Source organism: Agrobacterium sp. GW821-FHT14E08, from assembly GCF_058803865.1.
The window spans coordinates 281861-308258 of record NZ_JBXAPJ010000004.1 but is presented as its reverse complement, the minus strand read 5'-3'; the positions used below and the strand labels follow the sequence as shown (position 1 = coordinate 308258).

The window sequence follows — 26398 nt, the reverse complement described above, 5'->3', positions numbered from 1 at the left end:
CCATCAACAGGAGCATGAAAATGAACAATGTCGTCAATCTTGAAAGCCGGGTAACCAAATTGAACAGCGCGATCGACGCCGACGTCGAGGCGATCGTGTCGAAGCCGGAATTCACCCTTCCCAAGGCGGATACGGCGCTCGTCCGCTATTATGTCGACAAGATCCAGGGAACCTACGATGTCGAGCGCGCCAAGCGCGACACCGACAATGCGATCGACCTGCTCTACATCGCCTATAACACCACGCCGCAGGAGGAAGGCAAAATTCGCGGCCGCATCAGCGCCATCATGGACAGCTTGATAACGGCGCAGCAGAACAGTGAAATCACCATGAGACATGCGATGGATATTGCCAATCGCGTCCGTATTTCAGTCGACGATCTCTTCCCGGACTGGCTGGACGTCCGCGAGGGAAATGACCAGAGCGAGATCAAGGCTTTCGTCTCCAACGACTTGATCAAGCTTGCGAAAGATATCCGCGACAGGGCGCTGGAAGTGCGGGACGACCTGCTTGAGGTCGCCGCCACCTATGATGGCATCATCAAGGCGACGGCACAGATCACCGATGCGAGCGAAATGGTCTTGAGCAAGCGTCTCGAAGACAAGGCGACGATGGAGCGGGAAATCCGCGAGGCTGACGCGCGGCGCCAACAGCTGGAATCGCTTGTGAACGATCTGAAGGTGCAGGTTGCGGAGTTCGAAAAGAAGGCCCGTGAATATGAAAAGCGGGCCAATACCGCCGAGCAGCGTGCTTTCATCATGTCGATCGTCCGGGTTGGCGCACAGATGATTTCAAGCGCCATTCCCGCAATCGCCATGGCGGCGGGCGGCCCGGCCTCCATGCTGGCCTCGTCGGTCGGCGGCGCGCTTTCGGGACAGTCCAGGGGTGGCCAGGATGCTGACGGGCAGGGGCAGGGCGGCGGTTCCCGCACACCCACAACCGGCGGAGACAAGACGGATGCGGCTGCCACGCAAAGCAAGCTTTCCGAGCAGAAGGCCGAACTGCGCAAGAGCGAGGAAAAACGCGATAGCTTGAAAACGGATATCAAATCGCTGGAAGACAGCAGGTCGGTGCTGGCGAAGGATGCCGAGGGCAGTGACCCGAAATCGAGCAAGGCCGTGGAGCTTGCCGAACTCGACAAACGTCTCACCGCCCGTGCCGCGGAACTGAAGGCGCAGGAGGAAAAGATCGCAAGTCAGCAGACCCTGATTTCCAGCCTCCAGGCTTCGCTCGACGCGCTCGACAAGGGGCTAGGCAAGCTCACCGACGAGCAGCAGCAACAGGCGGCAAGCCTGCGTGACATGCAGATGAAGATGATCGACAAGGCGGAAGCCTATGAGAACGAACGCCGCACCCAGGCCGCCGAGCTCATCAAGATCAATGCGCTGCTCAAGGGAAAGCAGGCCGAGGACGACAAGATCAAGCTTGCGGTCCAATCCCTCAATGTCAGCATTACGGCGCTGAAACGCATGAAGGAAATCATTGAGGAAATCGCCTTCTTCTTCAAAAGCTTCGCCGACTTCATGCAGGCCGTGGCCGACGATGCCGCGCATCAGATCAAGGCGATCGACAATGTGGCCGAGCTGGAGGTCATTCGCAAGAACCGCCTCGCCCAGCTCGTCCGCTCCGTCAACGAGTTCTTCGTCAGGCAGACCGGCCAATGGTATGCGGTCGCGAGCGTCAGCGAAAGGTTCAACCGCAGCTTTGCGGATGGATGGTCGAAGCTCAACAAGCTGCAGGGGAAATATCTCACCGGCACTGAACTGACGAACTATCTGGCGGAAGCTTCGGAAAAGGTCTCGGTCATTGTCGCCGAACGCGAGGCCGCGGCGGAAGCAAAAATCGCGTCGTTGCAAGCCTATCGTCAGGATCTGAGCAAAACGGCCTGATGTTCATTGAACTGCTGCTCCCGTCCCGGCCAGACGGAGAGCATCGCCATGATCGCGGCTGCAGGTCGTCCCCGTTGGCCTCACGATCATGGGCAGCGTCCTGCCGGCGCAAGTGCCGGCAGGACGGCCACCTCCACCGACAGCCTGAACACCCGATGCAACCCCGCAGACGGACATTCGGATTGCCATCAAAGGCAACGCCTGCACCGTCATTCTAGGAAGGAGAAATCACGTGCCGACTGTAACCAATCTTCCCGCCCTGATCGCTCAAGGCACCCCCTCCTGGTGCTTTGCCGCCGTCGAGGAAATGGTGCGAGCCTATTACGGGCTTCCCGCAGCCACGCAATATGCGATTGCGCGGCGCAATACCGCCGCACTCGCAAACGCCGATCCACAGGTCCAGGAGCGCTGGGAGCTGGCACAGGTTCTGGACCAGTCCACCGGCGTCGATGAAATGGGTGGCGCCAATCAGAACAGCGATGTCGTCAAGCTCGTTTCCAGCCAGTGGAACTCTTTCGATCATGAGACGACCGGCGGCCAGTTCGTCGCCGACCTGACGGCCGAAATCGTCAGGCGAGAGATCGACAACAACCGCGTCTTCGTGATCGGAACGAATATCCATTATTACCTCGTCTATGGATATACGGATAATGGCAAGGATCTGGAGCTTCACATTCACGATCCATGGCCAGCCGGGCGGGGCGGCACGAAAACCCGGATCGGTTTGCAGGAATTCCTGAGAACGCCTGCCCATACCGCCATCATCTTCGATCACGCCGTATAGCGGCGCTGCCGGGCAGCTTCCGGCACGCACACCCATTCATTCAATCCAATCAGGCCAACCGATCCCGCGCTTGCAAGTCCGGGAGCAGGCTGGTCATTGCCCAGCAGGAGGCACAAATGCCAATTCTCAGCGATTTCGTGGTCAAGCATCTCCGCCCCTTCAGCGAAGACGGTTACAACACGTTCGGCAACAAGCAGACCATCGAGTTTCTCTCAAGTCTGAGCCTCGATATGGATGAGATCACCTCCATCTTCACCGCATGGCGCAAGGCGGCCCTGGCTGACCCGAAGACCGAGGGCAATCTTTTCGCCGAAGCGGCGAATGCCGTTGCCCAGGCACGGTGGGAACATCTTTACGAGACCAGCAAGAGCACCGTCATGTTTCTCGACGATGTTCAGCTTGAATCCCTCAGCCATCTGACACCCGGCAAGAACCGCAGCTTTTCCTGGACAGCTCCGACGCCGATTGCGATCGCCGTCACCATTTATAAGAAGAGCACCCGGCACGACATCACTCTCGGTGCGACCGGCTTCTCGGGCGGCACCGACGATCAGGGCTGGATATCGCATTTCTCCGGATTGCTGCCTCCGAAATAACCGTTCTTCGACCTGACAAGCACTACAGCGCGCCGGGAAGTTATCGCAACTTTCCGGCGTTGACGCGGGGCACCCCTTCATATCCCTGTCGTAATAGTGTCTGATATCGATATCGTTTTAGAGGTCGATATGTGTTGACGAACAGCCGTTGCACGCTCAGGGAGCCCCTTCATGAAGTCGTCAACGGATGCAATTCAAGGTGAAGCCCACACCGCGCCGACGGGCACACCTGGCGAGGTTTTCGCGACCTTCCTGAAGCTCGGGGTCACTTCCTTCGGCGGTCCCATCGCCCATCTCGGTTATTTCCGCGACGAGTTGGTCGTCAGGCGCAAATGGATCGATGAGGCGGGTTACGCCGATCTTGTGGCGCTCTGTCAGTTTCTGCCAGGCCCTGCCTCCAGCCAGGTGGGGTTTGCCCTTGGGCTGCTGCGGGCAGGGCCGCTCGGCGCGCTGGCCGCCTGGACCGCGTTCACCCTGCCATCCGCCATTCTCCTGCTTCTCTTCGCCATGGTCGCCGCCTCCATTGAAGGACCGGTCGGCACCGGCCTGTTGCATGGCCTGAAGATCGTTGCCGTTGCCGTGGTAGCACAGGCGGTCTGGGGCATGGCAAAAAGCCTTGCGCCGGATCGTGAGCGCGCCAGCATTGCGCTGGCCGGCGTCATCTGCGTCGTGTTTCTCGCCGGCGCCTTCGGCCAGATACTGGCGCTTGCCGTCGGCGCCATGGCGGGCCTTGCCTTCTGCCGCACGGATGCCACACGTCAGGCCGCCCATCTCGCATTCCGGGTGCCGAAAAGCATTGGATACATCGCGCTCGCCATTTTCGCGCTTCTGCTGGCTTTCCTGCCGGTTATCGCGGCAATGGCCGGATCGCAGGGCCTCTCCCTGTTCGATGCGTTTTATCGTGCCGGCGCGCTCGTCTTCGGCGGTGGCCATGTGGTGTTGCCCTTGCTGCAATCGGAAGTCGTCGCAACTGGCTGGGTCACGAAAGATGCATTTATCGCGGGTTATGGCGCGACCCAGGCCGTTCCCGGCCCGCTCTTCACTTTTGCGGCCTATCTTGGCGCGGTGGTGGGGCCGCAGCCGAACGGCATTGCGGGGGCAGCCATTGCCCTCATCGCGATTTTCCTGCCGGGCATGCTGCTGCTCGTCGGCGCACTGCCATTCTGGGAAGATTTTCGCAGGCACCTTCTGGCGCAGGCCGCCATGCGTGGCGCCAATGCCGCCGTCGTCGGCATTCTCGGCGCAGCGCTTTATGATCCGGTATGGACAAGCGCCATCTTCACCCAGAAGGATTTCGCGCTTGCGCTCATCGGTTTCATTCTGTTGACGGTGTGGAAAACGCCGCCATGGATCGTGGTTGTCATCTGCGCAATCGGCGGCGTTCTGCTCGCTTTTTCATAAGCCGTCCTGCGTTGGGTCAATATTGGCGAAGATCCAGTCGGAAAAGGCCTGCATGGCCGCCGTCTGCGGTTTTGATTGCAGCCGCGTCAGCCAGTAACTGCCGAGTGATATGGTGATGGGAAAGGGCTGCACGATCGCCCCGGATGCCAGGTGCCGCGAAAACATCGAGGGCGGAGCCAGCGCCACCCCCAGCCCCTGCAAGGCGGCCTCCATCATGCCGAGCGAGGTGTCGAAAACGATCCCGGCGTTCACCTGTGTCACCGGCACCACGCCAGCTGTCGCAAACCACGTCGCCCATTCGTCAGACCTGTAGCTGCGCAGCAATGTTGCCTCGACGAGATCGGTGGGAGACTTCAGCGTTTCCGCCAGTTTCGGCGTACACAGAGGTGACAGGGGCGCTTCGAAAAGCCGGAACGCATCCGTGCCATGCCAGGAGCCCTGACCGAAGCGAATGGCAAAATCCAGCCCTTCAGCGGCCATGTCCACCCGGTTGTTGTTGGTGGAAACCCGCACATCGATGAACGGATGCTGCTTTTGAAACGCCTTCAGGCGGGGCAGCAGCCAGCCGACGGCAAAGGTTCCCACAACTCCCAGAAACAGCAGCTCGCGCACCTGTCCTGCCTCTATCCTGTCAAGCGTGGTCGCCATCTGGTCGAAGGAACTGGTGACCGTCGGCAGCAGGGCCTCGCCTTCGGCGGTGATTTTCAAACCTCTTGGAAGCCGCTGGAAAAGCGAAACCCCGAGCCGCTTTTCCAGCCCTTTCACCTGCTGGCTCACCGCCGCCTGCGTCACACACAGTTCGATGGCCGCACGGGTGAAGCTGAGGTGCCGGGCTGAGGCCTCAAACGCCCTCAAGCCATTCAGGGGAAGAAATTGCCGAACCATTCGAGACCTAGATTTTATTATGCCTGCTGCGAGATATCATGATTTGTTCGTGCAATGTAGGGCGGTTAAACGTCTTTCGCTGGGGCGGCGCACGCGCCGAAAATCCACCTTAGGTTTTGGAGAAAGCGAAAGATGAAACTTAATCGCAGACATGTCGCACTGACCGCCTTGCTCTCGGCTGGCCTGTTTACGCAGGCACTCGCTGCTGATGATGCCAGGCTGAAGGCGATTGCGGATGCCGCGATCAAGCCGGTCATGGAGAAAAACGACATTCCGGGTCTGGCCGTCGCCATCAGTGTCGGTGGCGAAAACCACATCTTCACCTATGGCGTCATGTCAAAAAGCACGGGCCAGCCGGTGACCCCGCAAACGCTTTTCGAACTCGGCTCCATCAGCAAGACATTCACGGTAGCACTCAGCACCTATGCGGAGTTGAATGGCCAGCTGTCGCTCTCCGGCAAGGTGGGTGACTATCTGCCGTCCCTGAAGGGCAAGCCCTTCGGCGATGTCGCCTTGATGCATCTTGGCACCCACACGGCCGGCGGCTTCCCCATTCAGGTGCCCGAGAATATCAAGACGGAGCAGCAGTTGCTGGCCTATCTCAAGGCCTGGAAGCCCTCATACAAGGCCGGAACCCATAGAAGTTATGCCAATCCCAGCATCGGAATGCTCGGATATGTCACTGCAAAGGCCATGGGCAAAGGTTTTGACAGCGCCATGCAGGACACGCTGTTTCCCGCGCTGGGATTGAAGAACACCTTCACGACCGTGCCCAAGGCGAAGATGGCCAATTATGCGCAGGGCTATAAGAGAACCGGCGAGCCGGCCCGCATGACACCCGCCATTCTTTCTTCAGAGGCTTATGGCGTCAGATCGACAGCCGACGACATGATCCGTTTCGTCAACGCGAATATGGGTCTGGAAAAGCTGGACGGAAAAATCCAGCGGGCGATCCTCAACACCCACACGGGATATTTCAGCGTCGGCGCCATGACGCAGGATATGATCTGGGAGCAATATGCGTACCCGGCCGCCTTGAAGACGCTCACCGATGCGAACTCCGGCGCCCTGCTCAAGACAGTGCCTGTCTCCGAAATCTCGCCGCCGATGAAACCGCGGCAGGATGTCTTCATCAACAAGACCGGCTCCACCAATGGTTTTGGCGCTTATGTCGCGTTCATACCGGAACAGAAACGGGGCATCGTCATTCTGGCCAATAAAAACTATCCCAATGAGGAGCGGGTTTCTGCGGCCTATGAGATTTTGACGGCGCTCGACAAGGCAGAATAAGCATCGGGACAGCATTCCGGGCTCCATGTCTTCGGCGCGGGAGTTGATCTCTCCCGCGTCAAAGCGCCTTTCGGCCGTATTCGACCCGATGACAGCGGCAGGCAATCGCGCTACCGGAGAAAAGATGTGCCGGCCACCGATTCGATCTCGGTCGACGGGCGCATATCATGCAAAGACAAATCTTTTTTGCCCGGCTGTGGACTGAAACGGAAAAGCCCGTCCAGCACGCGCCGGCCGGTTCGTGGGGGACGATGATGAGCGATACGGGTGGCTATTTTCCGCGTTGGCGATTGAAAACCGAGGGGCGCATCATGCCGGATGAGCGGCTGCCGGCCGGGCAGACCGCGGTGCTCGGGTTGCAGCACGTCGTCGCGATGTTCGGCTCCACGGTTCTTGCGCCACTGATCATGGGCTTCGATCCGAATGTTTCCATCCTATTTTCAGGCATCTCGACGCTGATCTTCTTCATCGCCGTGGGCGGCCGGGTGCCGAGCTATCTCGGCTCATCTTTCGCATTTATCGGCCCCGTGCTGGTGGCGACCGGCGCGGCCGCGGGTGCCGCCAGCCCGAACATCGCGCTTGCACTGGGCGGCATCATTGCTGCCGGCGTGCTTTATGCGCTGATAGGCGTCATCGTCATGATCGTCGGCCATAACTGGATCGAGCGGCTGATGCCGCCCGTTCTGACCGGCGCGATCGTTGCCGCGATCGGTCTCGTACTTGCGCCCATCGCCATAGCCAGCGCCTCCGGCACGGGTCCGGGCAATCCCGATGGCGACCAGCTATCCCGCTGGATTGCGATTTTGACGGTCGCATCCGTCGGTGCAATTGCGGTTTATGCGCCGGGTATGGTGCGCCGGTTGCCCATTCTCATCGGCGGCGCGATTGCCTATATTGCCTATCTGGTTCTGGCCAATGGCTTCGACCTCGGCAAACCCGTCGATTTTGCGGGCGTTGCGGCGGCATCCTGGTTCGGACTGCCGACATTCACCACGCCGGAATTCTCCGCGCCGGCCATTGCCCTGATCGCGCCGGTCGTTGTCATTCTGGTGGCGGAAAATCTTGGGCATATCAAGGCGATAGGGGCGATGACCGGCCGCAATCTCGACCCCTATCTCGGCCGCGCCTTCATCGGTGACGGCATCGCAACCATCTTTTCCGGCGCCTTCGGCGGAACGGGAATGACGACCTACGCGGAAAACATGGGTGTCATGGCGATCACGCGCATTTTTTCGACGCTTGTGTTCATCGTCGCCGCACTCGTCGCCATCATTCTCGGCTTCTCGCCGAAATTCGGCGCGCTCATCCAGACGATACCCGGACCCGTCATTGGTGGCCTGTCGGTCGTCGTCTTCGGCCTGATAGCGGCGACCGCCGGGCGTATATGGGTTGAAAACAAGGTCGATTTTTCCGAGCCCCGCAACCTCATTACCGTGGGTATAGCGCTGGTACTGGGTGCTGGAAACTTCAAGCTCAATGTCGCCGGTTTCACGCTGGATGGCATCGGCACGGCAACGATCGGCGCAATCGCCTTTTACCATCTTCTGGGTCTCGCAAGGCCGGCGCAGGACAGGTGAGGGCCAATCAATCATCTCGCCAGTAGCAGGCGCCGCGGTCAGCAGCATGTCGTCGGCTTCATCCATGTGCCGACTTCCTTCTGCTTGCTGACCATGGGTTTTGCCTCTTCCTCAGGCCGCATCCAGGGAGAGGGCGAGGTCGGCGATCAGATCGTCGGGATGTTCGATGCCGATGGACAGCCGGATGGTGGAATCGAGCACGCCGATGCGCTGGCGCACATCCGCCGGGACACCCGAATGTGTCATGGTTGCCGGGTGGGAGGCGAGGGATTCCGTGCCGCCGAGGCTGACAGCGAGTTTGAATATGGTGAGGGCATTGAGGAATTTGAAAGACGCTGCCTGCCCGCCCGTTATGTCGAAGGAGAAGGTCGATCCCGCGCCGGTGCATTGATCTGCAAAGACCTTGCCAACCGGGGATGCCGGATCGTTGAACGGCAGGTAATGGATTTTCTCCACCTTGGGATGCGCCTTCAGGAATTCGGCCACCAGCTCCGCATTGCTGTTTGCCCGCTCCATCCGGATCTGTAGCGTCTCAAGCGAGCGCCCCAGCATCCAGCAGGAATGCGGATCAAGCTGCGTGCCGATTGCCCCGCGCAACGCTTTCACCTGCTTCATCACATCCTTGCGGCCAAGCGCTGCCCCGGCGATGAGGTCGGAGTGGCCGCCAACATATTTTGTCAGTGAATAGAGTGAGATGTCGGCGCCGTGCTCGATCGGCCGCTGGAAGACCGGGCCGAGAAGCGTGTTGTCGCAGGCGATGATCGGCCTGTGCCCCTGCTTCTGGCCGATCATCTCGGCGACACGGCTGATCATCGGGATGTCGACGATGCTGTTCGTCGGGTTGGCGGGGGTCTCGATGAGGATGACGGACACCCTGCCTTTCGCCATCGCCTCTTCCGCGGCGGCCACTACCGAGGCCTCGCTGACACCGTCGGCGAAACCCACCGCCGAAACGCCGAAATTATGGAAGGTCTTTGCGAGCAGCGTCTCCGTGCCACCATACAAAGGCTGGGAATGGAGCACGGTATCGCCGGGCCGCACGAAAGCGAAAAGCGTCGTCGAAATGGCGGACATGCCGGATGAGAACAGCGCACAGCTCTCCGTACGCTCGTAGACGGCGAGACGATCCTCGACGATCTCGCTATTGGGGTGGTTGAAACGGGAATAAACGAGGCCGGCGCCCCGGCCTGCCGGCGGCTCCTTGCGCCCGGAGACATAATCGAAGAAGTCGCGCCCGTCCTCCGCCGACTTGAAGACGAAGGTCGATGTCAGGAACACCGGCGGCTTCACGGCGCCTTCAGACAATTCCGGATCATAGCCGTAATTGAGCATCTGGGTTTCGGGATGCAGGGCGTGGTTGCCGATATGGGTTTTCGACGGATGTGGTGCGGTCATGTCCGGTAGATCCTCCTCGACAGGCTTTGAATTCTCCGCAGCTTACATGCAATCCCGCCGAAATACCTTGCATTCTGAAGCGCATCCATGTCTGATAAAGCAATATATTGCGGAGAATTCCCATTTATGTCGCAGAAAATTGCAGATGCGGTCGATAGACGGATTCTGAAAGAATTATCCGCCGATGCGAGGATCACCAACAATGAACTGGCCGAGCGGGTCGGCCTGTCGGCATCCGCCTGCCTGCGCCGGCTGCGACGGCTGGAAGAGATCGGGGTGATCAAGGGTTATTCCGCGGTCGTCGATCCGGCCATCGAGGGATGGACCATGACCGCCCTTGCCTCCATCCGCCTCAGCCGCCAGCACGATGACGAAATCCGGATGTTCGAGGCCGCCGTTCTGGACTGGGACGAGGTTCTCGAATGTCACCTCGTCACCGGTTCGAAGGATTACATGCTGAAGGTCATGTGCGGCGGGCTGGAGGATTATGAGCGCTTCATCAAGGAGAAGATCGCCAAGCTGAAATGCGTCGACACCATCGAGACCAGCTTCGTCATGAACACGATCAAGGCCCGGCGCATCTGAGCCCCGCCACCACCAGCGGGGACCATTTTCACCGGGCTAGACCCTGCAGAACCTCCTAGGCCCGCGCCTCCAGCACCATGTTGAAAGGCCCGGTAAAGGCCCGCCTGACATGGGTAAAGCCACCCGAGCGGATGACCTCGGAAAGCTTCGCTTCCCCGGCCTGCGCCCCCAATCCTTCACCCACTTCCTGGTCAAGCGATGTCGGCACGCAGATCATGGTGGATGCATTGTAATAGAGGCGGCCGACGGGGTTCATATTGTCCGCCGGGCGGTCGCCCGCAATGGGCTCGACGATCATCCAGGTGCCGTCCTTTTTGAGAATGCGCGACATGTGCCCCGCACAGCCACGCGGATCACCCATGTCGTGCAGACAGTCGTAACTGGTGATGAGATCGAAATCCGTATCCCTGATGTCCTTGGCCGTCGCCGCCACGAACGTCACCCGGTCGCTCACCCCATGGCTTCGGGCATGCCTGTTCGCCTCCTCTATGGATGGCTCATGGAAGTCGTAACCGATGAAGCTGGCATTGCCATAGGCCTCGGCCATGAGAATAGTCGAGAAGCCAACGCCACAGCCGACATCCGCCACCTTGGCGCCTTTCACCAGCTTCTCCTCCACGCCCTGAAGGGCAGGCAGCCACGATTGCACGATATTGTTCACATATCCCGGCCGGAAGAACGCGCCCGTTGCGCAGAACAGGCAACCTGCCGTATCTCCCCACCGCACCCCGCCGCCGGTGCGGAAGCTGCGCTCAACCTTCGGCTCTCCCTCGATCATCGCCGCCACCAGATCGAATGCGCCTTCCAGATAGACGGGGCTGTCCCTGTTGACGAACACCATCGCCTGCTCGGGTGAGAGGCTGAACATCTCGGAACCGCTGTCATAGTCGATGTAGCCGTTCGCCGCCTGTGCCAGCGCCCACTCCCTCACATATCGCTCGGAAAGACCGCCAGAAGCCGCCGCCAGTCCTGCGGAGGTCACCGGCCCCACCCGATGCAGCGCATCGAACAGACCCAGTCTCAAGCCGATCCTGACGGTTGGAACGCTGAAGGCGCCTCCGAGGTCACCCAGCATTTTGCCAATGAAAGAATGTAGTTTTGTTTCGTCGAGCTGTGTCATCGCATTCCCCCCAATTCGCTTCGTTGGCGGGCAAAGGCTGACCGCAAATTGCTTGCGTCAGTGAATGCTCGTAGACCACGTAACATAGCCGAATGCCCCGAAATTGTCACGCGAACGACCATCGCCCTTTCCGGTGAGGCGCCCCTGTCAGGGTCACCCACGCGGGCGATAGACGATGGTTGGGGGAAGTCGTAAACTGGCTGGAAGAGCAGGCAACGATATACTCTTGGGAGGAAACCAATGCCTATCTTCATGGACCGGCACGAGCTTGCCGGAGTTTCAGCGGCGGATATCGCCGCGGCACACCTTAAAGATCTCAACATCCAGGATCAGTACGGCGTCAGGTTTTTAACCTACTGGTTTGATGAAAGGCGCGGCACGGCCTTTTGCCTCATCGACGCCCCGGATGCTGAAACCGCGCAATGCGTGCATCGGGAAGCGCACGGCTTTATCGCCAGCGAAGTGGTGGAAGTCGCCCTGTCGGCCGTAGAAGCATTTCTCGGGCGCATACAGGATCCCGTGGCGGTCGTGGCCGCCACGAAAAAAATGGATGCCGGCCACCGTGCGATCCTGTTCACGGATATTGTCGGTTCAACCGAAATGACGGCCCGCCTCGGCGATCGTATGGCGGCGGAACTCATCAGGGCGCACGATGCCCTCGTGCGTGGCTGTCTGGGTCGACGCTCGGGACGGGAGGTCAAGCACACCGGTGATGGCATCATGGCCGTGTTCGCCTCCATCCCATTTGCGGTGGATTGCGCCATTGATATCCAACGCGAGTTCCATCGCTACAACATCGATAGCGGCGAACCCATCCACATCCGCATCGGACTGGATTGCGGTGAGCCAATCGAAGACAGCAATGATTTCTTCGGCACGACCGTGCAACTGGCCGCAAGGCTATGCGCCGCCGCCGAGAGCGATCAGATCCTGATATCGGACAAGACCCTGCAGGAATATGGCAGCGCCGATGTCCTCGTGCATGGGGATCGTTACAGGCTGAAAGGCTTTGCCGAGCCGGTCCTCGCCTATCGTTGCGAGTGGCTGCACTAATAATGGGTGCTCGCACCACATGCGATCACGACGAAACCGCCTGCCGGTAACGGCAAGCGTTAAAACCTGTGTGCTGGCGCAGGCAACGCCAGCACAATTGCGCTTGATCAGACGCCTTGCCTCCAGATGATGGCAGGCGGCAAGGCCGTGATCACTCGGGGCGCTGCAGCAGGGCCAGAGCAACCGTGGATGCAGCCAGTATCGCGGTCAGCGCCAGCGGAGCGGTAGCACCGTAGGAATCAACGATATAGCCGCCAAAAACCGCACCGATACTGATGGCCACCTGAAAGGAAACGACCATCAGGCTGCCTGCTGCCTCCAGCGCATCGGGTGCGCCGCGGGAAAGGTTGGTCGGCAGCACCACAGGCGCCATGCCAAAGGCAAGGCCCCAAAGGGCGACGAGAGCAAATGCGGCACCGGTATGAACACCCCAGACAACGAGGGCGATCGTCGCAAATGCCATCAGGGCGGCGGTAACGATGAGTGCGAGGCGGATACTGGTGTCAGCCATCCGGCCCCCCAGCACATTGCCGATCACGGAAGCAACGCCAAAGCCGAGCAGGGCAAGAGCAATCGGCGTGGTGTCAAGCAGCGTCACCTGTTCGAGGAAGGGACGCACATAGACCGAACCGGCAAAATGCCCCGTCATCAGCAACAGGATTGCCAGCATCCCCAGTTGAACGCTGCGCCGCCGCGTCAGCCGGAAAACGTCGGAAAGACTGTTGCTCGTACTTGCCGGCAGCGATGGCAGGCTGAGTATCTGCAGCAGCATGGCAATTATGGCCAGTCCCGCCGTCATTGACATGGCGATGCGCCATCCCAGCCAGTCGCTGATCAGGGCGCCCATTGAAGGGGCGGCGATGGTGGCAAGCGAAACGCCGAGGGTGACGATAGCCATACCGCGCCCGGTCGAATTCGCGCCGACGAGCCGCGCCACAACCGCAACCGAAAGAGCCCAGAAACCGCTGAGCGCAATCCCCAGTCCGGCCCGGCCCACCAGCAATAGCCAGAAATCGGCAGCAACCGATGCGAGAATGTTGGAGCCTATCGCCAGCGCGCTAAGACCGACAAGCACGGTCTTGCGGTTCAGTTTGCCGATGAGAACATTGCTCAGCAAAGCCGTTACGGCGCCCACGGAAGCGGTCGCCGTAACAACCTGCCCGGCCGTACCCTCGGTAATGCCAAGATCGCGCGCCATGGGCGTCAACAATCCCGCTGGCAAAAACTCGGCCGATACCAGCGCAAAACTGGTGGCCGCCATCGAAAGAACTGCAAACCAGGTCGCAGCTGTCCACGCGGGTTCCTCGGCGGCCTCCAGGGCAATTGTTGACCCATCAAATTCTGATGTCGTGTCCGTCATGGTCTCTCTCCTTGAGTTGGGAGAGTTTTAGACGAATTTTTTCGGATGATCTGTATCTAAAAATCCAAATTTCATGCCTATTCCTCCGAATTTTGTGCGCTGCACAATATGCGACCGCGCCTTGAGCATGACATTGAGCCATGCCCGAGAGGGAACTCTTTCTTTGCTGCTCGGCGGCTTGGGTCGATGGTTGTCTTGGCCGGGTTGCGCCTTCATCTGGGTCGTTGCGGCTGATACCCTAAGCGACCGAAAGCCGCCAATTACCGAGACTATTACCTATGGCTACTTCCCGCTATGATTGCGGACTACAGGACTCTAGTGATCGATTCCCAAATACGGAGTTCTTGGAGATGAAAAGTAGGTTTTTTCCGACTCCTCAGCGATATTTGTCGCTTGGATCGGTGATAGTTAGGTTACTTATGGGCCAACGCATTACAACATTAATAAATTGGCTGGGTGGCTGGTTCGCTATTTTCGGCGCCTTCTTGGAAGGTATTGGTCGACCCGCCGTTACAAAAGCAAAATTTGTAAATCTTGCACCGACCGACCAAGCTGACAAGGACGGTGTATATTCCGAAGCTTTGCTGTTCGCCACGACAGACCCGAAAGTGAACAATATAGCGTTGACGGGGCCTTATGGTTCAGGAAAAAGCAGCATAATCCAATCGTTCCTGAAACGATACCGAACACCTCCACTTCACATATCTCTTGCGGCGTTCGTGAAAGAAGCCAACCCGGCAAGCGACAAAGAAGCTAGTACCCCAATTTTCAAAGTGAGCCGGCAGGAAATTGAAAGAAGCATACTGCAGCAAATGCTGTACGGTGCAGATGCCAACAAACTTCCACTGTCGCGATTTAAGCGAATTCAGTCCCCTGGCGTCTTGTCGGTCTTCAAATCGCTGTACATCATGTTCGGCTTACTTTCGCTCTGGTACGTATTCACAAAGCGGGAACCGATAATCAGCGGCACCTTTTTCGATCCACTTGCATTCAGTAATTGGCCTAATTTCGGAGTCTTCGGGTTTTCATTGCTTTTTTTGTGGGTTGCGCTGCACAACTTTTATGTCGCCAGCTTTGGGCTGTCGCTCAAAAGCATCTCTCTAAAAGACATAGAAATAAGGCCCGCATCAGACAATTTAGATTCAATACTTAACCGTCATTTGGATGAAATTATCTACTTCTTCCAGTCAACAGATTATGATCTCGTAATCATTGAGGATTTGGACCGATTCGAAGATGCTGAAATATTCGTTATATTGCGTGAAATCAACAGTTTGGTGAATGCGAACGCGGGAATCGGACGAACTATTAGATTTCTTTACTCTCTGCGCGACGACGTATTTGTTAATACAGACCGGACTAAGTTCTTCGAATTCATTATTCCTGTTATTCCGATCATAAACGCTTCGAACTCGATTGATATGGTGTTGGAGCAGGGAAAGAGGCTTGAACTCGACGGTCGTCTTGATCGACAGTTTCTTCGAGAGGTCTCGCGATATCTAAACGACTTAAGACTTATTCAGAATATCTTCAATGAGTACGCCATCTACGTCGCCAATCTGGAGACCGACGACGAAAATACTCTCAACGCCAACAAACTTCTTGCGATCCTGATATATAAGAACGTCTACCCTAGGGATTTCGAACAATTGCACCGGGGCGAAGGCAATTTCGCTGACATTCTGGGTCGTCACGATGAATTTGTTGGTCACGTAGAGGCCACCTGTAAGGCGGAGATAGCGGAACTAGAACAAAAGATTGATGTCGCCGAACGGCAGACGCCTTCTGACCTTAAGGAGTTGCGCCGAATCTACGCAATGGCGCTCATCGAGAAGCTTCCTGGGGAGTCAATTAGCGTCAGTCTTGAAGGGCAAGCTCGGATCACACTTCCCGAGCTTGTTGAACACGACGCGCTTGAACAGATAATCGCCGCAAAGCATATTATCTACCGTAATGTCTACAATCAGGGGCAGCGGACCGATATATCTATGTTGCAGCACGAAGTGGATAGCCAAAAGACCTACTTGCAGCGCAAGGTAGAGATAGAAAACAAAACTGAAGCCAACAAGAGCGAAAGCTTGCAACGAATTCGTGAGCTTAGAGCGAAAATTGCGACTCTTCGAACAATCAAATTCAATGAACTTGTGCGTTCAGCCGCCGAGCGTGTAACCGGTCTTTTCGACGGCTTCGGCGAGAAGGGGGAGCTGGCTCGCTTCCTGATTCTAGAAGGTCATCTTGACGATACGTATTATCAATATACATCGCTGTTTCATTCTGGTCGGCTCTCACCCAATGACAACAAATTTCTGAGACAGGTGCGGGCGTTCTATACTCCCGACCCCGGCTTTCAGATTGACAACCCGAATGAGGTCATCGCAGCGATGCGCGAAGCGGACTTTGGGCAAAGCTATGTCCTTAACGTCAAATTGGTTGACTGCCTTCTGAGCGATGCGACCCGGTACAGCGAGCAGACTCATAAGCTCTTAGAGTTCATCGAATCCCATTTTGAAGGCTGCGAAGATTTCTTCGAGGCCTATTACGCAACGGGGAGCGCTGTTCCCGAATTGCTTTCGCGCCTCGCTGACGGATGGAAGCAGTTCGTTCCGACGGCAATCGCCAGCAAGCGCAACCTTTCCCATATCACGCAGTTGGTAACCAAACTGCCGCCAAGGGCGCTAGAAACACTAGCACGCGATGGCGACGAGTTTGCTGATTTCGTTGCGGCGAAACTCCCTGAAGTTCTGGCACTTGCACCTGACGTGGTACCCGAACGCCTCGAGCGCATTGGCTTCGAGGTTCGAGACCTCCCGGCAATCGGGGGGGCTACTGGTATCGTGCGCTTCATGGTAAAGCGAGGCCTTTTCGAACTCTCGATTGCCAATCTGGAACATGTCTTTTCCCAAGTTCTGGGGGAGAGCAATCTCGTAGCGTTTCGCGAGCGTAATTACACTACGCTGCGTTCGCTCACAGATCCTGCCTTGATTACTAGGGTTGAACGCGACCTTGATGTCTATCTTAGCGACGTGCTCCTCGAGCTTCATGACAATGCCGAGGAAGATGTTGCAGCCATAACCGATCTCCTAGGCCGGGAGGAACTTGACGAAGACAACCTTCGTGAGTTTCTCGGTCGACAGACGGCTCTCCTGCCAACGCTGGAGAGTGTTCCGGAGAAATTCCACGCCATGATATTTGAGCTGCGACGTATCGTGCCGACATGGGAGAATTGTATCTCGTTCATGGCAGGCAGTGGCTTCGTGGCGGAAATCCTGGTGGCCTATCTTGATCTGAAAGATGTGCGCGCGGCAATTCTGAACCACCGTCTGCCTAACGATCCGGAGACGCTGCTGCTACGCCAATTTCTTGTTAACGCGAATGCACTGAGCGATGACGGCTACCGGGAATATGTCCGAGCGTTGCCCGATACTTTCAATAATTTTCCCAAAAGCCTCGATTCTTCGAAGCTCACTGCTCTTATAGAGGAGCGCAAGATCACCTTTTCAAAGGAGACCCTTGAAAGCCTAGACGTCAATACAGACTTGCCGGTCCTTTTCGTGGCAGAAAACATCGAAGCTTATCTCACCGATCCCGACATGTTCGGTCTCGACGACATCTTCCGAGAAAGGCTCCTTCAAGCCGACATAACAGATGACGATAAGCGCGCGATAATCGACCTAATCGATTTGAATACGCTGACGGAACTACCCAAACGAGCGGCACTCATAGGCCCGATTCTTGACCGCACCAACGTTCGCATATCCGGCCTTGATGCGGCTAAAGTGCGGTCACTGGTCCTGAATTCAAGGCCCGTTGGGACGCAGATTTGCCTGTTCAACAAGTTTCACTCGATTATGACGGTAGACGAAGCGCGCGAAGTGCTTGCGGAGCTTCCAGATCCGTTTTCTGAGATCACGACAGGATATCACACTCCAAGATTGCCAAGATCAGATGAAAACCGTGCATTGGTCCAATGGCTTGAGACTCGCGGCATCATCTCTTCGTGGAGCGAGGGAGGTGGTTGGTTCCTAGGTGATGAGATACGAGTAAATCTCAAAAGGCGATGACAAAGTGGTAGTTATACAGTCTTCTAATAAACGGCCAAATATGTGGATGACCGTGATACTTGCTACCACCATGGGACCGCAGAAGCCATTCAATGTGTGGGTCGAAACCTCTGTGCTGAAGAGGTGATAGAGATGACGAAGTGTTTAATGTCTGTTTGTTGCGCAAAGTAAACCTTGCTTGAACCGGGCATCAAGCCACTTCCTCAGCGGGCATAATGATGCCGAAGTAGAAACATTTTTGCTTGCTGTGGTGGTTTCGACCTGCATCTTGCGGCCTGAAATTCCCTATTTGTCCAGCCGGGGTATATTTTTTGTCTCGCTTGTTGTTTGGGCTTGCGACAAGGACTTTTATTTCCCCGTTCATCCCCACCCTGTTTGTCTGAAATATACTGACCCTGTTCTGCGATGAACCGGCAACATTCCGGTTTTGATACGGAGCCAGCGCCGGTTGTGAGAGAAAGACGTCACTCTCATATTTCGGTTCTGACAGGCGAAGTCCTCTCGCCGTGACCGGAAGAGAGATAGAATCTGGTTTGTGGTGGGCCTTTCTATTTCTCCGAAACGCATTGGCTGAAGGACGTAACCTGACAGGCACAAACCGCTGATGCGGGGCACTGACAAGTGTCTTTATTTTCCACAGGCGGCAATTTTCAGTGCCCCGTTGCAATACCCATCGAGCTTAAAGGCTGATGGAAAAAATAGGTGAAGTTCACAACACGGTCGCAACTGCGTCGCGTGATAGGAAAGGTATGTTCAATGGGTCTCTATGAGATGTACGTCCTTGCTGCTCGTGCAGATACCGCCCTGGGGAGGAGGAGGTGGGCACGATCTCTTTATGCGAGGGTAAAGCTTCGAAATCGGCAGCTCAAGAAGCAATATTTATGCAACCATAAGGAGAGTTCGGATTTATCGGCCGATATGAACAGGGCAGGCCAGATGCGGCCTGGACGGCTCCCATAAACATATATTTATACAATAGCCAACGCAAAACATATAAAATATATGTTGTAATGAATTGTATATGCATAACTTAAAGCGGACGGAAGTTTAGGAGCAGAATTGACTCTTTTACGGGCCTGCAATTTGCGGACTGCGGGCCGACTACGTTTAAATATATGAATTTTATGTTGAATTTGCTGGTTTGAATGGGGATTGTTATGCGCGGAAACTATATGAGTGAGATGGATTTTGATTGGAATGGAATTCAGATTTGAGCGGCGATCGATCATAATAACAATATCATGATATTGTTATTATGATCGATCGCCACTCAAATCTGAAATCAACTCCAATCAAATCCATCCCGGCTATATAGTTTCTGCGCATAACAATCCTCCAGTCAAAACAGCAAATTCAACATAAAATTCATATATTTACGCGCAATCGTTCCGCAATCCGCAAATTGCAGACCGTAAAAGTCGATTTTATCAGCGGATTCTCACTCACCTTCAGGTGTGCGTATATAATTCACCACGGTATATATTTTATATGTTTGCGCGCTGATTATTATATAAATATATATTTACGGAAGCCGCCCATATCGCATCTGGCCTACCCTACTCATATCCGTCAACGAATCCATATTCTCCTTTTGGTTGTGTAAATATTGCTTCTTAAGCTGCCGATTTCGAAGCTTTGTCCTGGCATAAAGAGATCGCGCCAGCTTTCTCCTCATCAAGGCAGTATCCGCCCGAGCGGCAAGAACGTATATCTCGTAAAGACCCATCAAACACACCTTTCCTATCACGCGACGCGTTTGCGACCGTGTTATGAACTTCATCTCTTCTTTCCATCAGCCTTTCAGCTCGATGGGCATTTCAACGGGGCACTGAAAATTGCCGCCTATGGGAATGAATGACACTTATCAGTGCCCCGCTTCAGCGGTTTATGCCTGTTAGAGAGACTGCCCTTCAGCCAATGGATTTCGGAGAAATAGAAAGGTTCACCACCAACCAGATTCCATCTCACCTCCGGTCATTGCCAGAGGGCTTTCCCTTTCAGGCCCCGAAATATGAGAGCGACGCCTTCTCTCACAATCGGCGCCGGCTCCGCATCAAAACAGGAACATTTCCCGGTTCATCGCGGAACAGGGGCATTATAGGTCAGGCAAAAAGAGTGGGGATGAACGGGGACACAAAAAAGTCCTTCCCATAAAACAAAAAAACAGGGGTAGGGAGAAAAGTCGTTAAAGCATTAAAAAAATACATTACTAACCTCGAAATATACAGGCCATAACCACGACAGCACAATCAAAACAACTTTTGAGTTCGGCATCATCGCCCCGCTAGGATCTGGGATATTAAATGGTGGATTCGTTTAGTCCACGAATCCGCCTGATATCTGCTAGGGCTTTACTTGTTGGGGAAAAATATCACTGATAGGTGATCGAGAGCACCCGCCCAGTTATAATTCGCACATGTCGAACGGCAAACCGAATCAGCAATATCGCCACAACCACTATGTTCCCGAGTGGTATCAGCGTCGATTCATGCTCCCGGGACAGCACAAATACTGGTACCTTGACCTAAAACCGGAAAAACGGACCAGCGGCGGGGTGACGTACACTCGCCGTGGCCTTCTTCATTGGGGCCCTGAACGCTGCTTCGCGCAAGACGATCTCTATACGACCGAGTGGGGCGGCATCGTAAACACCGAGATCGAGCAGTTCTTCTTCGGCAACGTGGACTCCGAAGGCAAGAAGGCGACTGAGTACTTCGGCGGCTTCAAACACCCGTCCGTCAACGGCGGCATGCTGGAGACGTTTATCCCCTACATGAGCGTCCAGAAACTTCGGACACCTAAGGGGATGGCCACGCTGCAGGCCATGGCCCAGCCCGGGAACCGAAACCTTATGTTGATGCAGCTCCAACGCATGCAGAACATATACTGCGCGATATGGACAGAATCCGTATGGCAGATCGCGGACGCGACCGACTCGCCCACGAAGTTCATCATATCCGACCACCCGGTTACGGTGTATAACCGCGAGTGCTTTCCCATGTCGCAATGGTGCCAGAACCACAACGATCCCGACATCCGGTGCCACGCGACGCATACCTACTTCCCGCTCTCCCTGGATCGGGTTCTCATCCTGACCAACCTATCATGGGTGAGAAATCCGTACCAAAATGCTTTAGCGTTCCGACCGAATCCAGAGTTCTTTCGGCACACCATCTTCAACTTCCTTGCCATCCAGACGGATCGAATGCTTTCCGAGCAGGAAGTTCTCGAGATCAACTGGGTCACCAAGCAGCGCGCATACCGATACGTGGCCGCAGCAGAGAAGGAGTGGCTGTATCCCGAAAGGCAACTAAAGAACCCGCACTGGCGGAAACTTGGCGACGGCTATCTGTTCATGCCTGACCCACGGCATATCCACATGGGTGGGGAGATTATGATTGGCTATGAGGGTGGCAGGTCCGACGCGTTCAGCGAGTATGGGCACAAGCCTTGGGACCGAGATTACAAGAACGAGAAGCGGGATCGCAGGGACGGCGCTGCCCTCGACAGGTTCCAGGCCGAGTGGGCGTCGATGATGGGCCGCCGCTACCGTGGCATTTCCTACGACTTCTACAGCTCCGATCGTCCTCCTACTACCGAAGAAAACGAAGAAATGCACACGCATCATCTCGAGATAGACCGTAGGAATCGCCGGCGGCCCGAAGAGAGACAGCGCAGACGCCGCCTGATGCGCTGATCAGGCCGCTTTCGGCCTCAAAAGGTTACGGTAAGGCTACTCAATGGCAATAGGGACCGATAAAATCCAAAACGTGTCTGGCTGGTATGGCAGAGCTCGCCTTTTCTGTTCCACCTTCGTGTTGGGTCTCAAATGAATTGACTACAACTCCCAAACACAGCCCCGCTTCGTCCAAGACAGGTCCACCGCTGTTTCCTGGTGCGACCAAGTTTGAAATGATTAACCGATCCTCGCCGTGGTAAGTATTGACGACGGCGTTTAATTCGCCGCCATGGGCCAAAAGGTAAGACGAGTCCGTTGTAGCTATACCCGGATAGCCGAGAGTAATGGTTCGCGTGAGTACCGATGGACTGCCTATTGGGAAAATTGGTGCAACAGTGTCATCGCATTCAACCTCCAGAAGTGCCAAATCAAGTTTCGGATGCAAAATCCATTCCCCATTGATCGGTTTTAAAATGCTTCCATCAGGCTGATTCAGCCCAACGAATATGATGTTATCATTGGGATCGACGTTATGTTTTGCAGTAACGATAACGCATTTTCCACCATCGCCCCTATTGGTTGCAATAAATCCGGTGCCTGTAAATTCATCGCCCCCTCGACGAACGTATAAAGCTGGGACACTTCCACGATACTTACGCGCGACATAGCTGGGTCCGAGGAGAATATTGTCGACAATTCGCAGTGTCACGAACAACGCGATTCTAGCCTTGTTCCAAGTGTGACTTATCAAAGCACGGCCGCCGAACATGGACTGATCTACGACAAGTCCCCACTCAATCAGACGCCGAAATAAAGGCATCAAGGCTGAAGTGCTTGTTCCCTCGCCGTCCCCACAAGCATGCACAAAATGGAGGAAGTCTTGCGTGTCGAAATATCCCATCTCAAGCAGTGATTTACGTGTATCGAAGTCTGCCAAAGTGGTCGAGTTACTATTAAGAAATTCGCGATAAGGAGCGTCCTGTGCGGCTAACCCGATAAGCTTTATCAGAGCTATGATTTCCTTTGGGGGATTAGTGGCGATCTCATCTAGAAGTCTAGCAACCATCGCTTTTGTTTCTCACCTTATTGACTACGAGAACTAAACTTCTACAGCTTTCTGCGTTGATGGTCATCGCGCTATAGCCGCACAAAACTAAGAAGGACAGTTTTCGCGAAGTCAGCGCCCGTGATGCGGCGAAAATAGTTGGCTAGACTCGTCACGCGGGTCTGAAACTACAGCTACAACGGCCAGATGCGCGAGGGGCAGTAATATGAACGTCGAAAAAATCATCTTCAATCCAAGCGATCAGATTCCCAACAACCAGACCTTCCCTGTTATCATCTATTGGCAAACGAACTCGCGGCTCGACTCCACCTCATTCGAAGTAATGTTTTCCCGAAACGGTTGGAGCGGCGCCTGGCGCAATGGTGTGTTTGACTACCATCATTGCCACAGCGGCGCGCATGAGGTTCTGGGTGTGGGGCGTGGTGAGGCAACATTAAAGATCGGTGGCCGGAAGGGCGCGATTTCTAGTCTAGCGAGAAAACACGAATGAGGATCAGGAATTGAAAGTCATCACAGGAACCGGATTTACCGTTGCGGCCCTGCTTTTTTCGGTTTCAGGCGCCCTTGCCGCGCCAACATACCTTAGCTGCGAGTTCGCAAGTTCAAAGGGAACACCACAGGTGTTCAATTTCGTTCTCGACGAAGCCGCCGGGACATTTGGAGTTTATGTCCCGGCTTCTGGAAGCCAGAGAATGGAGAAAGGCACCTTTGCCGGTGGTAAAGCGAGCCTGAATGAAGGCTCGGTGGCGTGGGAGATCGACATCGCCAAACGTTCAGTCATTCGTGATAAGCGCATGGTTGGCGAGAAGGATGGCGGGACCTGCAAGACGATCTCGGAAGCGCAGAGCGGCTTTGAAGAGTAATTGCCGGTCTGGACAGGAGCTAGCATCAAGACCTGTGCAGATGGAGCCGACGGCCATGTGGTGAAGGCCGGCAAACGATCGTTCCGCCCCTCACCGAAATTTCACAATGCCAGCTGGGATCAACCAGCGACCGGCGTGTTGAGAAGCTGCTGTTCCCAAAGATAGGCGATGCCGCTGCCGGCGAAGTGCTGGATGAGAATCTCGGTCAGCTCTTCGACATGCTCGGTGCGCGCCCAATCGCGTTGCCATTCGCCAGCCAGCGCCATAACGGTCATGACGTTCGCGCCGGCAGAGATCATCCGCTGGACGGCAACTTCGTGAGACTCCTTCGAAATCCCGCCCGACGCGTCGGTGATGACCGTTACGTCCCAGCCCTCGCCTGCGGCCTGGATCACGGGCATTGCGACGCAAACTTCGGTCCAAAGGCCGGCGATGATCAGTTGCTTGCGGCCGGTAGCCTTGACGATATTCACCACATTCTCGTCCTGCCAGGTGTTCACCCAGGTGCGATCGATAACTTCCTGGCCCGGAAATACGTCGGTGATCTGCTTGAATAGAAGTCCACCGCGTGCCGCGATCACGCTGGTGAGAATGGTCGGAACATTGAAAGCTTTGGCCAGCTTCGCCAGCGCGGTCGTGTTGTTGACCACAGCTTGCGGATCGTGGCTGTTGAGATTTGCTAGTTGGTAGGGCTGATGGTCGATCAGAACGAGGACCGAATCTTCGGGACGAAGAAGAGAATCGAGGCCGTTACGAAGGGTCATCAAGACTTCCTTTCTCTGCCGCCATGCGCGGCGATGGGTTCAAGAGAGACATGCGTCAGCGGGCGACGTTGCCTGGAAGCAATTTGCTGTTCCTTTTAATGGTGCGATAGTGCCATAATCTGGCGAGCTGCGTCGCGAAATGAGGAACGCCAGAATGGACATCGAAGATCTCCGGACATTCGTCGCCGTGGCCGATGCCGGGGGCGTCTCGGCCGCTGCGCGCCGGCTCGGCGTCTCCAAATCAATCGTCAGTCGGCGGTTGCTGCGGGTTGAAGCGGACCTTGGCGTTCAGCTGCTTGCGCGAACGACCCGTGGCGCCGCACTTACGGAGGCGGGTATCACCTTCAGGGAACACGCGGCCCGGGCAAGCGCCGAGATAGATACGGCCAGGGAAACGATCCTCCCCACTGGTGAATTGCGCGGCCGTTTGAGGGTTTCAATGCCGCTGACTTTCGGCCCGAGCCATTTCGCCCCCGTGCTTGCAGAAATGGCGCGCCAGCACCCGCAGCTTCACATCCATACCTCTTACAGCGATCGTTTCGTCGATCTCATCGCAGAAGGTTTTGATTGCGCGATTAGGAGCGCCTACCTCCAGGATTCAAATCTGATCGCGAAGCGCGTCGGGCCGATCAACGGAAAGCTTGTCGCCAGCCCGGCTTATATCGAAGCCCATGGTTCCCCTGAGACGGTAGAGCAAATCGCTAACCATCAGGCCCTCATGCAGGGAACGGAACCCTGGCAGTTCATGGATGGCGACAGGATCGTCACGGTGCAGCCACAGGGCAGGTTCAAGGCCGACAGCGCCACGGCGCTTGCCGCGGCGGCGGCAGCAGGTCTCGGCATAGCCTGGCTGCCCGATTGCATCACGCATGCCTATGTGTCCTCCGGCGAACTGGTTCCGATCATGACACGTTATCCGGTCCCTCCGGGGGCGACCTATGTCGTGCGCCCGCCGAGCCAACATCCCACCCGCAAAGTGCGGGTGCTTACCGAAATGCTGGCGGAATACTTCAAACGGAACCCGGAACTTTGGGGGGTGGATAATTAAAATCCACGGGCACGGGATGCTGGCCCGCCCTGATCAGACGGGCCAGCAGCTTCAGCTTTACAGAATGTCCGATTGCCAGAAGCGATGAAGCTCTGCGACATTGCTACTGGTCATTAGCGGCATTGCGGCTTTGAGCTTTTCTGCCGGCCACTCCCACCATTTCATCTCCAACAGAAGACCGACACTATCGTCATCAAACCGCTTGCGGATGGTTCTGGCGGGGTTGCCGCCGACGATGGCGTAAGGTTCGACATCCTTCGTCACCAGCGCTCGTGTTCCGATGACAGCGCCATCACCGATCTTGATGCCGGGCATGATGATCGCTTCCGAACCTATCCAGACATCATTGCCGATGACGGTATCGCCGGCTGGCAGATAGCCGTTCTCAGCATTCTCAAATTCCGGCACTTCGGGCATGAAGAAGAACGGGAAGGTGCTGATCCACTCGTTGCGATGACCCTGATTGCCCGCCATGATGAAGGCGGCACCCGAACCAATCGAGCAGAAGCTGCCGATTATCAGCTTATCCGCACCGTCATCAGGTAGCAGATAACGGGCGCAATCCTCGAAGCTGTGGCCATGATAATAGCCTGAATAATAGCTGTATTTCCCGACCACGAGGTTCGGGTTCTTTACCTGCTTATCAAGCGTGATGCCCCGGAACGGGCTTTCGAAATAATTTTCCATTGAGGTAATCTCACTGCATGTGTTCGCTTTCGCTTGCCTTCAGGCAAGCAGCCGCCGAACGCGAAGCCGACCGGCTTCTCGTCCGATGCTCCTCGCGCTGCGGCGGGAGCTAGATGCAGGTGATACTCGATGCTTTTATCATTCAGTTTGGTTACCGCAAAAAGCGAGGAAGGCCAAGCCGTTGCGAGGTCCGATCGACGAATAGGCGGCGATCCACCTCATCGTTTGACCTTCCCCATCCCTGGGACGCGTCGCGAGACACAGGCTGGCTGATCTGATGCACAGACGAGCCAAC

The 26398-nt window shown here is 56.0% G+C and carries 20 protein-coding genes; 13 read left to right on the top strand and 7 right to left on the bottom strand.

The window, feature by feature from the left end; translation table 11 throughout:
* Window positions 1–20 precede the first annotated feature (20 nt).
* The 4 genes from AC1ROR_RS17610 (at window position 21) to chrA (ending at window position 4670) form a co-directional block, all read left to right on the top strand.
* A complete protein-coding gene (locus tag AC1ROR_RS17610) occupies window positions 21–1889 on the top strand; it encodes a tyrosyl-tRNA deacylase (protein ID WP_498590200.1) in 1869 nt (622 codons plus the stop codon).
* A 232-nt stretch (window positions 1890–2121) separates the two neighbouring features.
* A complete protein-coding gene (locus AC1ROR_RS17605) occupies window positions 2122–2673 on the top strand; it encodes a C39 family peptidase (protein ID WP_035225485.1) in 552 nt (183 codons plus the stop codon).
* A 116-nt stretch (window positions 2674–2789) separates the two neighbouring features.
* Window positions 2790–3269 carry a hypothetical protein gene (locus AC1ROR_RS17600; protein ID WP_080836945.1) on the top strand — a complete coding sequence of 160 codons (480 nt, stop codon included), beginning with the start codon at window positions 2790–2792 and terminating at the stop codon, window positions 3267–3269.
* Window positions 3270–3440: 171 nt separating this feature from the next.
* Window positions 3441–4670 carry a chromate efflux transporter gene (gene chrA, locus AC1ROR_RS17595; RefSeq protein WP_498590199.1) on the top strand — a complete coding sequence of 410 codons (1230 nt, stop codon included), beginning with the start codon at window positions 3441–3443 and terminating at the stop codon, window positions 4668–4670.
* On the opposite strand, the gene AC1ROR_RS17590 is transcribed toward chrA, so the two are convergent.
* Window positions 4665–5555 (bottom strand): LysR family transcriptional regulator, encoded by an 891-nt coding sequence (locus AC1ROR_RS17590; RefSeq protein WP_498590198.1) that lies wholly within the window; start codon window positions 5553–5555, stop codon window positions 4665–4667. The genes chrA and AC1ROR_RS17590 overlap by 6 nt on opposite strands.
* A 132-nt stretch (window positions 5556–5687) precedes the next feature.
* On the opposite strand from AC1ROR_RS17590, the gene ampC reads away from it, so the two are divergent.
* Together ampC and AC1ROR_RS17580 are read left to right on the top strand one after the other, a co-directional pair.
* Window positions 5688–6845 (top strand): class C beta-lactamase, encoded by a 1158-nt coding sequence (gene ampC / locus AC1ROR_RS17585; RefSeq protein ID WP_498590197.1) that lies wholly within the window; start codon window positions 5688–5690, stop codon window positions 6843–6845.
* A 254-nt stretch (window positions 6846–7099) separates the two neighbouring features.
* On the top strand, window positions 7100–8422 hold the full coding sequence (locus AC1ROR_RS17580) for a solute carrier family 23 protein (protein ID WP_142173977.1): 1323 nt from the start codon (window positions 7100–7102) through the stop codon (window positions 8420–8422).
* A gap of 111 nt (window positions 8423–8533) precedes the next feature.
* On the opposite strand, the gene AC1ROR_RS17575 is transcribed toward AC1ROR_RS17580, so the two are convergent.
* A complete protein-coding gene (locus tag AC1ROR_RS17575; RefSeq protein WP_498590196.1) occupies window positions 8534–9817 on the bottom strand; it encodes a cystathionine gamma-synthase family protein in 1284 nt (427 codons plus the stop codon).
* A 126-nt stretch (window positions 9818–9943) separates the two neighbouring features.
* On the opposite strand from AC1ROR_RS17575, the gene AC1ROR_RS17570 reads away from it, so the two are divergent.
* Entirely contained in the window at window positions 9944–10402 is a 459-nt protein-coding gene (locus tag AC1ROR_RS17570) for an Lrp/AsnC family transcriptional regulator (protein ID WP_137038745.1), read from the top strand.
* 55 nt (window positions 10403–10457) lie between these two features.
* Here the strand turns inward: AC1ROR_RS17570 and AC1ROR_RS17565 are convergent, their stop codons facing one another.
* On the bottom strand, window positions 10458–11522 hold the full coding sequence (locus AC1ROR_RS17565; RefSeq protein WP_498590195.1) for a class I SAM-dependent methyltransferase: 1065 nt from the start codon (window positions 11520–11522) through the stop codon (window positions 10458–10460).
* Between the two features lie 240 nt (window positions 11523–11762).
* Between AC1ROR_RS17565 and AC1ROR_RS17560 the strand changes: the two genes are divergently transcribed.
* Complete coding sequence (locus AC1ROR_RS17560) at window positions 11763–12575, top strand: nickel-binding protein (RefSeq protein WP_003499655.1); 813 nt, start codon at window positions 11763–11765, stop codon at window positions 12573–12575.
* 151 nt (window positions 12576–12726) lie between these two features.
* Here AC1ROR_RS17560 and AC1ROR_RS17555 read toward each other — a convergent pair whose 3' ends face one another.
* Window positions 12727–13935 (bottom strand): MFS transporter, encoded by a 1209-nt coding sequence (locus tag AC1ROR_RS17555; protein ID WP_080836920.1) that lies wholly within the window; start codon window positions 13933–13935, stop codon window positions 12727–12729.
* A gap of 419 nt (window positions 13936–14354) precedes the next feature.
* Between AC1ROR_RS17555 and AC1ROR_RS17550 the strand changes: the two genes are divergently transcribed.
* Window positions 14355–17996 (top strand): YobI family P-loop NTPase, encoded by a 3642-nt coding sequence (locus AC1ROR_RS17550; protein ID WP_498590274.1) that lies wholly within the window; start codon window positions 14355–14357, stop codon window positions 17994–17996.
* A 2416-nt stretch (window positions 17997–20412) separates the two neighbouring features.
* The gene (locus tag AC1ROR_RS17545; RefSeq protein ID WP_498590194.1) at window positions 20413–21693 is read left to right on the top strand and encodes a DUF4238 domain-containing protein; all 1281 of its coding nucleotides are present in this window, start codon (window positions 20413–20415) and stop codon (window positions 21691–21693) included.
* 40 nt (window positions 21694–21733) lie between these two features.
* Here AC1ROR_RS17545 and AC1ROR_RS17540 read toward each other — a convergent pair whose 3' ends face one another.
* A complete protein-coding gene (locus tag AC1ROR_RS17540; RefSeq protein WP_080840176.1) occupies window positions 21734–22741 on the bottom strand; it encodes a S1 family peptidase in 1008 nt (335 codons plus the stop codon).
* Window positions 22742–22946: 205 nt separating this feature from the next.
* Here AC1ROR_RS17540 and AC1ROR_RS17535 point away from each other — a divergent pair, with 205 nt between their 5' ends.
* Both AC1ROR_RS17535 and AC1ROR_RS17530 read left to right on the top strand, forming a co-directional pair.
* Window positions 22947–23231, top strand: coding sequence for a hypothetical protein (locus tag AC1ROR_RS17535; RefSeq protein WP_308400346.1), 285 nt, complete (start codon window positions 22947–22949; stop codon window positions 23229–23231).
* Window positions 23232–23241: 10 nt separating this feature from the next.
* Window positions 23242–23604 (top strand): hypothetical protein, encoded by a 363-nt coding sequence (locus AC1ROR_RS17530; RefSeq protein ID WP_139786127.1) that lies wholly within the window; start codon window positions 23242–23244, stop codon window positions 23602–23604.
* 119 nt (window positions 23605–23723) lie between these two features.
* On the opposite strand, the gene AC1ROR_RS17525 is transcribed toward AC1ROR_RS17530, so the two are convergent.
* Complete coding sequence (locus AC1ROR_RS17525; protein WP_498590193.1) at window positions 23724–24368, bottom strand: hydrolase; 645 nt, start codon at window positions 24366–24368, stop codon at window positions 23724–23726.
* A gap of 154 nt (window positions 24369–24522) precedes the next feature.
* On the opposite strand from AC1ROR_RS17525, the gene AC1ROR_RS17520 reads away from it, so the two are divergent.
* Window positions 24523–25416 carry a LysR family transcriptional regulator gene (locus AC1ROR_RS17520; protein ID WP_498590192.1) on the top strand — a complete coding sequence of 298 codons (894 nt, stop codon included), beginning with the start codon at window positions 24523–24525 and terminating at the stop codon, window positions 25414–25416.
* 57 nt (window positions 25417–25473) lie between these two features.
* Here the strand turns inward: AC1ROR_RS17520 and catB are convergent, their stop codons facing one another.
* The gene (gene catB / locus AC1ROR_RS17515) at window positions 25474–26103 is read right to left on the bottom strand and encodes a type B chloramphenicol O-acetyltransferase (protein ID WP_498590191.1); all 630 of its coding nucleotides are present in this window, start codon (window positions 26101–26103) and stop codon (window positions 25474–25476) included.
* Between the last annotated feature and the right edge of the window lie 295 nt (window positions 26104–26398).

What these genes read in the sequence shown, in the direction of transcription:
- ampC (WP_498590197.1), top strand. Translation starts at nt 5,688, where the DNA reads ATGAAACTTAATCGCAGACATGTCGCACTGACCGCCTTGCTCTCGGCT.
- catB (WP_498590191.1), bottom strand. Translation starts at nt 26,103, where the DNA reads ATGGAAAATTATTTCGAAAGCCCGTTCCGGGGCATCACGCTTGATAAG.
- AC1ROR_RS17545 (WP_498590194.1), top strand. Translation starts at nt 20,413, where the DNA reads ATGTCGAACGGCAAACCGAATCAGCAATATCGCCACAACCACTATGTT.
- AC1ROR_RS17560 (WP_003499655.1), top strand. Translation starts at nt 11,763, where the DNA reads ATGCCTATCTTCATGGACCGGCACGAGCTTGCCGGAGTTTCAGCGGCG.
- AC1ROR_RS17555 (WP_080836920.1), bottom strand. Translation starts at nt 13,935, where the DNA reads ATGACGGACACGACATCAGAATTTGATGGGTCAACAATTGCCCTGGAG.
- AC1ROR_RS17525 (WP_498590193.1), bottom strand. Translation starts at nt 24,368, where the DNA reads ATGACCCTTCGTAACGGCCTCGATTCTCTTCTTCGTCCCGAAGATTCG.
- AC1ROR_RS17600 (WP_080836945.1), top strand. Translation starts at nt 2,790, where the DNA reads ATGCCAATTCTCAGCGATTTCGTGGTCAAGCATCTCCGCCCCTTCAGC.
- AC1ROR_RS17570 (WP_137038745.1), top strand. Translation starts at nt 9,944, where the DNA reads ATGTCGCAGAAAATTGCAGATGCGGTCGATAGACGGATTCTGAAAGAA.
- AC1ROR_RS17610 (WP_498590200.1), top strand. Translation starts at nt 21, where the DNA reads ATGAACAATGTCGTCAATCTTGAAAGCCGGGTAACCAAATTGAACAGC.
- AC1ROR_RS17580 (WP_142173977.1), top strand. Translation starts at nt 7,100, where the DNA reads ATGAGCGATACGGGTGGCTATTTTCCGCGTTGGCGATTGAAAACCGAG.
- AC1ROR_RS17550 (WP_498590274.1), top strand. Translation starts at nt 14,355, where the DNA reads ATGGGCCAACGCATTACAACATTAATAAATTGGCTGGGTGGCTGGTTC.
- chrA (WP_498590199.1), top strand. Translation starts at nt 3,441, where the DNA reads ATGAAGTCGTCAACGGATGCAATTCAAGGTGAAGCCCACACCGCGCCG.
- AC1ROR_RS17575 (WP_498590196.1), bottom strand. Translation starts at nt 9,817, where the DNA reads ATGACCGCACCACATCCGTCGAAAACCCATATCGGCAACCACGCCCTG.
- AC1ROR_RS17535 (WP_308400346.1), top strand. Translation starts at nt 22,947, where the DNA reads ATGAACGTCGAAAAAATCATCTTCAATCCAAGCGATCAGATTCCCAAC.
- AC1ROR_RS17565 (WP_498590195.1), bottom strand. Translation starts at nt 11,522, where the DNA reads ATGACACAGCTCGACGAAACAAAACTACATTCTTTCATTGGCAAAATG.
- AC1ROR_RS17540 (WP_080840176.1), bottom strand. Translation starts at nt 22,741, where the DNA reads ATGGTTGCTAGACTTCTAGATGAGATCGCCACTAATCCCCCAAAGGAA.
- AC1ROR_RS17520 (WP_498590192.1), top strand. Translation starts at nt 24,523, where the DNA reads ATGGACATCGAAGATCTCCGGACATTCGTCGCCGTGGCCGATGCCGGG.
- AC1ROR_RS17590 (WP_498590198.1), bottom strand. Translation starts at nt 5,555, where the DNA reads ATGGTTCGGCAATTTCTTCCCCTGAATGGCTTGAGGGCGTTTGAGGCC.